The following is an 8,804-nucleotide window of genomic DNA, read 5'->3' on the forward strand; positions in this document are numbered from 1 at the left end:
CAGCCGGGAAACCCGTTCATTCAAGCGGGGACGCCTTGAATTTCCCTATGCTTGACCGTTTGTTATTTCCCTCACCACGGCTTCCGTCCGAATTTCAAGGATCGTTGCCTAGAATTTGGCCCGGACACGACACACGAGGGGAGCGGTGACCGTGCGACGGGACTTCCAGGAGCCTGCCAGGTGCCGCCCCGACCTGGTCATCGGCCGCGAGGAGTTGCTCGCCGGCGCCCGTGACCAACTCGCCTCGGGCGGCAGCGTGCTGCTCCACGGTCCCGCCGGAATAGGGAAATCCACCGTCCTGCGGGCATTGGCCGAGGAATACGGCGCCACCGCCCGCACCGTCCTGCGCTGCTCCGCCACCGAGTCCGAATCCCATCTCCCCTTCCTGGCCCTCGCCGACCTCTTCGGCCTGGTCCTCGACGACGTCTCCCCGCGGCTGCCCGTCGCCCAGCGCACCGCCCTGGAGTCGGCACTCACCGGCCGCGGCGAGTCCAGCCTCCAGCGCGACGGACTCGCCCTGCGCCTCGCGGTGCTCTCCGCGCTGCGCGCACTCGCCGCGCACGGCGGCGTCCTCGTCGTCGCCGACGACCTGCAGTGGCTGGACCCGGCCAGCGCCGAACTGCTCGGCTTCGCCGCCCGCCGCCTGGAGGGCACCCCCGTGCAACTGCTGTGCGCGGTACGCACCGAGGGTCAGGAGAGCCAGGAGTACGACCGGCATCTGCGCGCCTGCCCGCCGGGCACCCTCGCGGTCCGGCTGGGCCCGCTCTCCCGCGCCCGGGTCGCCCAGCTGCTCGACCACCGCGGCCACGGCAACCTGCCCCGCTCCACCCTCCGCGAGATCCACCGCACCAGCGGCGGGAACCCGCTGTTCGCCCTGGAACTCGGCCGCGCCCTCGCCGACAGCCCCACCCCGCCCAGGCCGGGCGAGCCGCTGCCGGTGCCGACCAGCCTGCGGGCCCTGGTGCTCAGCCGCCTGGACATGCTGTCCGTCGAGGCCCGCCGCACCCTGCTGGTGGCCAGCGCCGGCGCCCGCCCCACCCCGGCGCTGCTGCACGCGGCCGGCCGGTCCAACGCCGAGGCCGAATGCGCCCAGGCCGCCGAACTCGGGCTGCTGGCCACCGAGCCCGACGCACCCGCCGTACGGTTCGCCCACCCGCTGATATCGGCCGCGCTGTACGCGGAGGCGCCCGCGCACGAGCGGCGCGCCGCGCACGCGGCCCTGTCCACGGCCGCCTCCGACCCGATCGAACGGGCCCGGCACCTGGCCCTCGCCACCACCGGCACCGACCCGGACGTGGCCGCCCGGCTCGCCGAGGCCGCCGCCCTCGCCCGGGACCGCGGCGCCCCCTCGGTCGCCGCCCACCTGGGTCTGCTCGCCGCCCGGCACACCCCCGCCGACGGTGTGCCGAGCCAGGAGGAGCGCAGGCTGCAGGCCGCCGAGGACGCGATCACCGCGGGCGAGATCGACCTGGCCCGGGACATCGCCCGCGAGGTGCTGTCCAAGGCGAGTGTGCCCGCCGACCGGGTGCGGGCCTGGATCATCGTCATCGACACCGCCGGCCACACCATGGCCGAGGTCGACGCCGTCTTCCCGCAGGCCCTCGCCGACGCCGGCGACGACCCCCGGCTGCTGGCCCTGGTCCACTACCAGCTGGCCTGGCGGGCGCTGATCGTCGAGGGCGACTTCACCGAGGCCCGCGAGGCCGCCGCGCACGCCGCCGAGCTGGCCGCGCGCGGCACGGACCGGCGCACCGAACTGCTCTCCCTCGCCTTCCAGGCGCAGACCGAGACCCTGATGGGCCACCCGGAGGCGCCCCGCACCATCAAACGCGCCCTGAAGGAGCCTCAGGACCCCCGGGTGGCCTGTCACCACAACGGGGCGGGCAGCGCCCGGTTCCGCTGGCTGGTCATGGGCGACCAGCTGGCCGAGGCCCGGGCGACGGTCACCGCGCTGCTGCGCGAGGTGCGCCGGCGCGGCTCGGTGGAGAGCGAGGTGCACTTCCTGCGCGGCCTCGCGGAGACCGAGCTGCGCGCCGGGCACTGCGGGCGCGCCCTGGAGCTGGCCCGCGAGAGCCTGCGTCTCGCCCGGGACTCCGGGATCGGCGAGACCGCCTCGGCGATGCTCACCTCGCTCGCCGAGGCCTCCGGCGGCGACGTGGACCGGGCCCTGGCGCTCGCCCGGGAGGCGGTGGAGCACGCCGAGGAGGACGGCGACCAGATGTACCTCTCCCGGGCCCTGGGCGCGCTCGGATACGCCCAGCTGGTGGCCGGGGACCCGGCGGGCACCGTGCGCTCCCTGCGCCGGGTGCGGACGCTGGAGCTGGGGCTCGGCATCACCGACCCGGCGCGCGGCCGCTGGCAGGGCGATCTCGCCGAGGCGCTGGTCCGGATCGGTGAACCGGCCGAGGCGCAGGACGTCATCGACGCGAGCCGCGAGCACGCCCTGAGGCTCGGCCGGGACAGCGTCCTCGCCGTCCTGGACCGCTCCGAGGCCCTGGTGCGGGCCGCCCAGGGGAACCCGGAGGCCGCGATCGCCCAGCTGACGTCCGCTCAGGACCGGCTCGGCAAGCTGGGCTACGGGCTGGAGGAGGCGCGGGCCGCGTTCGCGCTGGCCCGCTTGCGCGGCACCCGCCCGGTCACGGGCCTCGGCGCCCCGGAGGCCCGAACAGGCACAGCTTCCTCGGCGTACGACGAGGCCACCCGGATGTTCCGCCGCTGCCGGGCGCTGCCCTGGCTGCGCCAGGTGGACGAATCCCTCGCCGCCCCCGCTCCGGAACCCGCGCTCGCCGTGCCGGACGCCCTGGACGCGCTGGACGTGCTGGCCGCGATGGAGCGTCAGGTCGCCGCGCTGGTCATGGAGGGCGCGACCAACCGGGAGATCGCCGCCCGGCTGTTCATCAGCGTCAAGACGGTGGAGGCGACCCTGACCCGGGTCTACCGCAAGCTGGGGATCCGCTCGCGGGTCGACATCGTCCGATTGGCGGCGGCTCGCCGCGCGAAGTGAGAACGCGGCCGGTTAACTGAACCGGACCGAGGGTTTTCCCTCACCCAACCCGCTAGGGGGTTCCCTCATTGGGAGCCGAGGGTTCCGAGTCCTAGCGTAAAGGGCGTGCCGCTCGCCCGGGCCTACGGGGGTCGGTCCCGCGACCCCCGTACCGAACCCCCCACACCCGTGCGATCCCCCACCGGTGCAACCCCCACTGAGGAGACTCATGTTCGGGCCCAGACGTGCAAGACAGACCGCCGCGACCCTGGCGGCGGGCGCCGCCGCCGCGGCGACCGTGCTGCTCGCCTCCCCCACGGCGAGCGCCGCCCCGCAGCCCATCGTCGGCGGCACGACCACCACGACGGCGGCGTACCCGTTCGTCATGCAGATCACCGACGCGTCCGGCAACCAGTTCTGCGGCGGCACGCTGGTGGCCGCCACCAAGGTCGTGACGGCCGCGCACTGCATGGCGGGCGAGTCCGCCGGAAACGTCCGCGTGGTCGGCGGCCGGACCGATCTCAACGGCACCGACGGCACGGTCAGCAAGGTCAGCAAGATCTGGGTCAACCCGGGCTACACGGACGCCACCAACGGCGACGACGTGGCCGTGCTGACCCTGGAGACGTCGATGCCGTACACACCGGCGTCGTACGTCTCCTCCTCCCAGACGGACGTGTACGCGGCCGGCGCCACGGCCCGGATCCTCGGCTGGGGGACCACCTCGGAGAACGGCAGCTCCTCCAACCAGCTGCGGACCGCGACCGTCCCGATCGTGTCCGACTCCAGCTGCAAGAGCTCCTACGGTTCGGACTTCGTCCAGTCCGACATGGTGTGCGCCGGACTCACCACCGGCGGCGTAGACACCTGCCAGGGCGACAGCGGCGGTCCCCTGCTCATCGGGGGCGTCCTGGCAGGGATCACTTCCTGGGGAGAGGGGTGCGCGGAGGCCGGTTACCCGGGTGTGTACACCCGGCTGACCACCTTCTCGGACCTCGTGACCGCGCAGGTCAACTCGTAACCCGGAAGAAGGACACCTGAGCACCCCTCAGGTAGATGCCAGGGGGGCGCTGCGAGCCACCACGAGCGGCCCGCAGCGCCCCCCTCTCCACGTTCACCCCCGTGGAACGCGGGGCTACTTGTCGGCCGTGAGCTTCCCGGCCGCGCCCCAGCTGTCCGCCGGGACCTCGTGGATCCACACCTGCACGGTCTCCGCCGGGATCCGGTACGCGTCGACGAACGCGTCGGTGACCCGCTTGACCAGCTCCCGCTTGAGCTCCACGTCGCGCGGGCCCTGCTGGATGGTGACGATCGGCATGACTGAACTCCCTCGACCGGTGTTCCTGTTCGGTGGGTCCAGTCCATCGCGGCGCGCGTCCCCGACCAAGAAGCAGTCCGCGACCGCAGCGATCAGTTTTCGTGATCGGCGCAGGCCAGGAGCAGTTTCTCCAGGTGCGGGGAGGGGGCGTCGGCGGGTACGGCGAGACCGGTCTCCAGGGCCAGTCCCGGTGCGCGGAAGGGTACGTACGCCACCCGGGGCGTGGCCAGCACGCGCGCGTGGGAGGCGAAGACGACCGTCCACAGGGGGCGGGCCCCGATCGTGGCGAGCGTGTCGTGCAGAGTGCCGCCGGCCTTTCCGGGCACCGGCTCGAACCCGGCCGCGTGACAGGCGCCGAGAACCAGGTCCACCAGGGCGGGGTTGGCGCTGCGCGGGGCGAGCGCGAGGGGCAGGCCGGCGAGGTCGGCGAGCTCGATCTCGGCCTGCCGCGCGAGCGGATGCGCGGCCGGCACGGCGGCGACCAGCGGATCCGGCCACAGCGGCACCACGCGGACGCCCGCCGGGGGGTCGGCCGAACGCACGAACGCGGCGTCCAGCCGGCCCGCCGCGACCCGGGCGAGCCGCTCCCCGGCCGGCAGGGAGACCAGCTCCACCGGCACCTCGGGTGCCCGCTCGGCGAACGCGGCCAGCACCCGGTCCAGATGCGCGCCGAGCCCGGTGCTGGTGCCCAGGCGCAGCCCGGCGGGCGCGGCCACCGCGGCCCGCGCCCTCTCCGCCGCCGCGAGCACCGCGCGTGCCTCGGGCAGCAGCCGCTCCCCCGCGCCGGTCAGCCGCACCCGGCGCGGCGACCGGTCGAACAGCTCGGCCCCCAGTTCCCGCTCCAGCCGCTGTATCTGCTGACTGACCGCCGACTGCACGATGTGCAGCCGCTCGGCCGCCCGCCCGAAGTGCAACTCCTCGGCGACGGCGACGAAATAGCTGAGCTGGCGGAGTTCCATGGGCCGACTGTAGAGGCTGGGTCTCAGGGCCGTACGACCGTCCCGAAGCGGATGTCGTACGACGCCTCCGGGTGCAGGACCGCGAGCATCCGCTCCCCCTCCGCGGTGACCTCGTCCCGCTGGGCCCTGGTCAGCTCGGCGAAGGGCTCGATGACCAGGGCGTCGGGGTCGAGCTTCCACAGGCCCGCCAGGAAACCGTCCACCAGCAGGGTGCGGTGGGCCTGGTTCCCCTGCCAGTGGCGGCCACGGTGCTCGGCGGGTATGACGCGGCCGCGGTCGGCGTGGGAGAGCAGGAGGTTGTCGAACTCGGGCAGGAAGCGGGGCGGGGCCGGGGTGTCCGGGGCGGGGCGCGGGGCGTCGGGGAGGTCGAAGAGCTCGGCTCCGTGCGGGTCCCGGAAGGTGAGCAGCCGGGGGCGGAGCCGTTCGAAGGCGTCCCTCAGGCGGGTGAGCCCGGCCCAGGTCTGCATGTCCTTGACGGACGCCGGGCCGAAGGCGGCGAGATAGCGCAGGACCACGGCGTCCGGCTCGGGGGCCGGGCCGGACGGGCGGCCGAGCCAGTGTTCGGCGGTGGTGAGGGCGACCTGGCCGCTGCGACCCCACAGTCCGCGCGGGGTGACCTGGACCAGGGGCAGCGTGCAGCGGGCGGCGACGGCGAGGGCCCGCGGGTCGGCGTCCGGCCACCGGGCGCTCAGCGCCTGCCGCAGCTGGGCCATGGTCCGCGGCTCGGCCTCGACCAGCTCGCGGGCGAGGCGGGCCAGCAGGTCCAGGTCGACGCCGGGCAGGCCCGCCCGGAACGCGTTCAGCTCGCGGACGCGGGCCGGCTGGACGAGGGGCCGCAGACTCAGGCAGTCCTCGGCGGTGTGGGTGTGCAGGGTCGAGCGCAGGGTGACGATCCGGGCGACCTCGCGGCCGGCCATGAGCGCGGACAGCTCCTGCGGCGCGAAGCCGTCGAGGCGGGCGGCGAGGGCGTAGTACGGCGGTTTGACGTTCTGCGCCTGGAGACCGAGCAGATGCCCCACGGCATCCAGCGGGGACAGCGCCGAGCGGCGCAGCAGCAGCTGGCGTTCCAGCGTGGCGCGGTTGAGGGCGCGGACGTCCAGGAGGGGGGCGGCCTTCGTCGCACTGCTCTTCGTCATGGCGGCACGCTAACCGGGATCGCGGACAGCTTCTGTCCGCGAGGCTCGCCCGGCCCTTCACGGTGCCCGGTCGCACACGGAGGGGACCCAGGTCAGGCCCGGGGTGCGGCTGAGGGTGTCCAGGGAGGTCAGCAGGGCGTTCAGATGGTCGGGGTGGGCGAGGAACTCGATCGTCGCCTCGGCGAACGCGTCGCGCACCGAGGGCGGCATCGCGTCGGAGGCGTCGAAGCAGTGCACCGCCCGGTCGTCGAGGAGGGTCGCCGCGAGGGACCGGTGCCAGGCCGCGCCGGAGGCGGAGGGGGCCGGCTGTGCCTCGGGACTGACCGAGAAACCGGATTCCTTCGCGTTCCAGGCGCGTTGGGCGTCCGCCGAGGCGAGGTCACGGATCAGCGTCCTCGCCTCCGGGGTGTCGTGCAGCAGGGCGACCAGGTCACCGGAGACCTCCCAGGCGTCGCTCGCCCTGGCCCCGGGGATCCGCCGGGCCGAGGGCTCGTAACGGCCGTCCGCTTGTTTCCAGGGCTCCTGGGTGCGGATGAAGGACGCCTGGTGCTCCAGGGTGCAGCCACGCGGGTTGCCGGTAACCGGTTTCGACGCGTCCTGGTACGGCGTCTTCAACTCGCGCCGGACCAGCTCGCGGTCCCCGCCGGCTCCCATCAGCCGCCCCCAGGTGGTCCAGGCCGACCGCACCTCCCTGGACGTCCAGGGCAGTTCGCCGCGCGCCCAGCGCTGATAGGTGCCGGGGCCGTACTGCTGGAGCAGGATGTCCTCGATCCAGTCCGTGCCGGGCCAGCCGCTGGTCGCACCGGAGCCCATGCCGACGCACCACTGGCCGGGCTCGCCCGCCGCCTCGGCGCGCTGCCGCTCGCTCGTGCCGGCCGGGTACCAGACGATGGACTTCAGGTCGGCCTTGAGCGGGAACCAGTACACGTGTCCGTCCAGCGGCGTGGTCCAGGACGCGCCGAAGGCGGCCCGGGGCACGAGGTCGTCCAGCGGTTTCAGCTGTCCCTGCCGGGCGTAGTCCGCGAGTTCGCCGGGACCGGTCAGCACCACCACGTCCGGGGGTGTCCCGGCCTCCACATCGGCGCCGAGCACCTGGCTCTCGGCGGAGCTGCCCTGGTAGTCGACGTGGATGTGGTGCTTGCGCTCGAAGGGCTCGATGACCGACTCCCGGAAGTTGCGCTCGTCGGTGTCGGTCCAGTTGGCGAGCAGCGTGACGGTCGGCTCCTGGCCGATGGCGCGTACGGCGAACACCACGGCCGCCGCCAGCAGGACCAGGCAGCTCGCCACCACGGTCAGGGTGCGGACGCGGCGGGCACGAGGGGCGGCGGCCGGCGTCGCGGGGCCGCCCTGCGGGGCGCTCACCGGGGCCTGAACCGGTAGTCGTCGATGTGCCGCCGCAGTCCCGTCTCGGCGAGGGCCATGAGCAGGATGCCTCCTATCAGGATCCAGACCGCGGCCGAAGCGCGGAAACCGGTGTGCGCCAGGTACGACGCGGTGTGCCGTCCGGCGTCGGTGATGAGCCGCCCGGTCAGCGGGCGGTCGAGCAGTTCGCGGGTGTGCGCCATCCCCTGGTGCGTCCACACCGTGAACAGCAGCGTGGCGGCGAGCCCGGCCGCCAGCAGGGCGCCCGCCGCGAGGAGGCCGCGGTTGTACCGGCGACGGAAACGCCGGCGCAGGAACAGCTGGGTCTCCAGCAGGGCGGCGCCGAGGGCGAGGGCCAGCAGCAGGGTCGCGGTCCAGCCGAGCCACAGCAGCGGGCCGAACGAGGTCTGGCGGTGCACCGCGGCGCGCTGCTGCCGTTGCAGTGCCGTCAGCCGGGCCTGGATCCCGGAGTCCTTGTCGGTCAGCACGCTGGTGGCGTAGCTGAGGTAGGCCTCGCGCAACACGCTGTCGTCGGGCTGGAGTTGGGCCTGCTGGACCTTGACGGCGTACACCGTGATCAGTCCGGCGGCCGTCTGCAGGGCCTGCCGGCCTGCCGGCCCGCCGACGTCGTCCCCGGCGGCGGCCGCGAGGCTCTGCGCGGCGACCGAGATCTGTTTCTGGAAGTCGCTGGTCGGTGCCGCCGCGCCGGCGTCCCGCTGGGCCTGGCCGAGGGCGTACAGCGCGGTGTCCAGGGACAGCACGGCCGGAGCGCTGGAGGTACGCAGCGGGTTCGCGTCACCGTGCACGCCCTCGTACGACAGGAACAGCGACAGCGTCAGCAGCGCGGACAGGGCCAGCAGCAGGCGGTGACGTACGGCGAGGTCGTGGGCGGTCGTACTGCCGCCGCCCGCCGGACGCCTGCCGGGAGGGAGCAGCCGGTGCAGGAGGCGGGCCGGTCCTGCGGCGGGGGTGCGGTGGTCGGCGGGAGCAGGTCGGCCGTCGGGGGCGGCGGGTGCAGCGGGGGCGGCAGGGGGCGTGCGGCGGGA

Annotated in this window: 7 protein-coding genes; 2 read left to right on the forward strand and 5 right to left on the reverse strand. The window is 74.2% G+C overall.

Features of this window, described 5'->3' with window-relative positions; genetic code table 11:
* Window positions 1-145 precede the first annotated feature (145 nt).
* The gene (locus tag ABT288_RS26340) at window positions 146-3,004 is read left to right on the forward strand and encodes an ATP-binding protein (RefSeq protein ID WP_351612367.1); all 2,859 of its coding nucleotides are present in this window, start codon (window positions 146-148) and stop codon (window positions 3,002-3,004) included.
* Between the two features lie 208 nt (window positions 3,005-3,212).
* Entirely contained in the window at window positions 3,213-4,004 is a 792-nt protein-coding gene (locus tag ABT288_RS26345) for a S1 family peptidase (protein ID WP_351612369.1), read from the forward strand.
* A 114-nt stretch (window positions 4,005-4,118) separates the two neighbouring features.
* On the opposite strand, the gene dmpI is transcribed toward ABT288_RS26345, so the two are convergent.
* From dmpI to ABT288_RS26370, 5 genes are all read right to left on the reverse strand, one after another.
* Window positions 4,119-4,301: a 4-oxalocrotonate tautomerase DmpI gene (gene dmpI / locus ABT288_RS26350; RefSeq protein WP_076090755.1), complete on the reverse strand. Its 183-nt coding sequence runs from the start codon at window positions 4,299-4,301 to the stop codon at window positions 4,119-4,121.
* 92 nt (window positions 4,302-4,393) lie between these two features.
* The gene (locus tag ABT288_RS26355) at window positions 4,394-5,260 is read right to left on the reverse strand and encodes a LysR family transcriptional regulator (RefSeq protein WP_351612372.1); all 867 of its coding nucleotides are present in this window, start codon (window positions 5,258-5,260) and stop codon (window positions 4,394-4,396) included.
* 23 nt (window positions 5,261-5,283) lie between these two features.
* Complete coding sequence (locus ABT288_RS26360) at window positions 5,284-6,396, reverse strand: winged helix DNA-binding domain-containing protein (RefSeq protein ID WP_351612375.1); 1,113 nt, start codon at window positions 6,394-6,396, stop codon at window positions 5,284-5,286.
* Window positions 6,397-6,453: 57 nt separating this feature from the next.
* Window positions 6,454-7,758 carry an extracellular solute-binding protein gene (locus ABT288_RS26365; RefSeq protein WP_351612378.1) on the reverse strand — a complete coding sequence of 435 codons (1,305 nt, stop codon included), beginning with the start codon at window positions 7,756-7,758 and terminating at the stop codon, window positions 6,454-6,456.
* Window positions 7,755-8,804 (reverse strand): GlnX family signal transduction membrane protein (locus ABT288_RS26370; RefSeq protein WP_351612381.1); only part of this gene is annotated, 1,050 nt, incomplete at its 5' end. The genes ABT288_RS26365 and ABT288_RS26370, both read right to left, overlap by 4 nt.

It is taken from the genome of Streptomyces sp. NPDC001093 (assembly GCF_040298985.1).
GTDB lineage: Bacteria > Actinomycetota > Actinomycetes > Streptomycetales > Streptomycetaceae > Streptomyces.

Excerpts from the sequence above, each read along its gene's own strand:
- ABT288_RS26345 (WP_351612369.1), top strand. The coding sequence starts at position 3,213 with ATGTTCGGGCCCAGACGTGCAAGACAGACCGCCGCGACCCTGGCGGCG.
- dmpI (WP_076090755.1), bottom strand. The coding sequence starts at position 4,301 with ATGCCGATCGTCACCATCCAGCAGGGCCCGCGCGACGTGGAGCTCAAG.
- ABT288_RS26355 (WP_351612372.1), bottom strand. The coding sequence starts at position 5,260 with ATGGAACTCCGCCAGCTCAGCTATTTCGTCGCCGTCGCCGAGGAGTTG.
- ABT288_RS26360 (WP_351612375.1), bottom strand. The coding sequence starts at position 6,396 with ATGACGAAGAGCAGTGCGACGAAGGCCGCCCCCCTCCTGGACGTCCGC.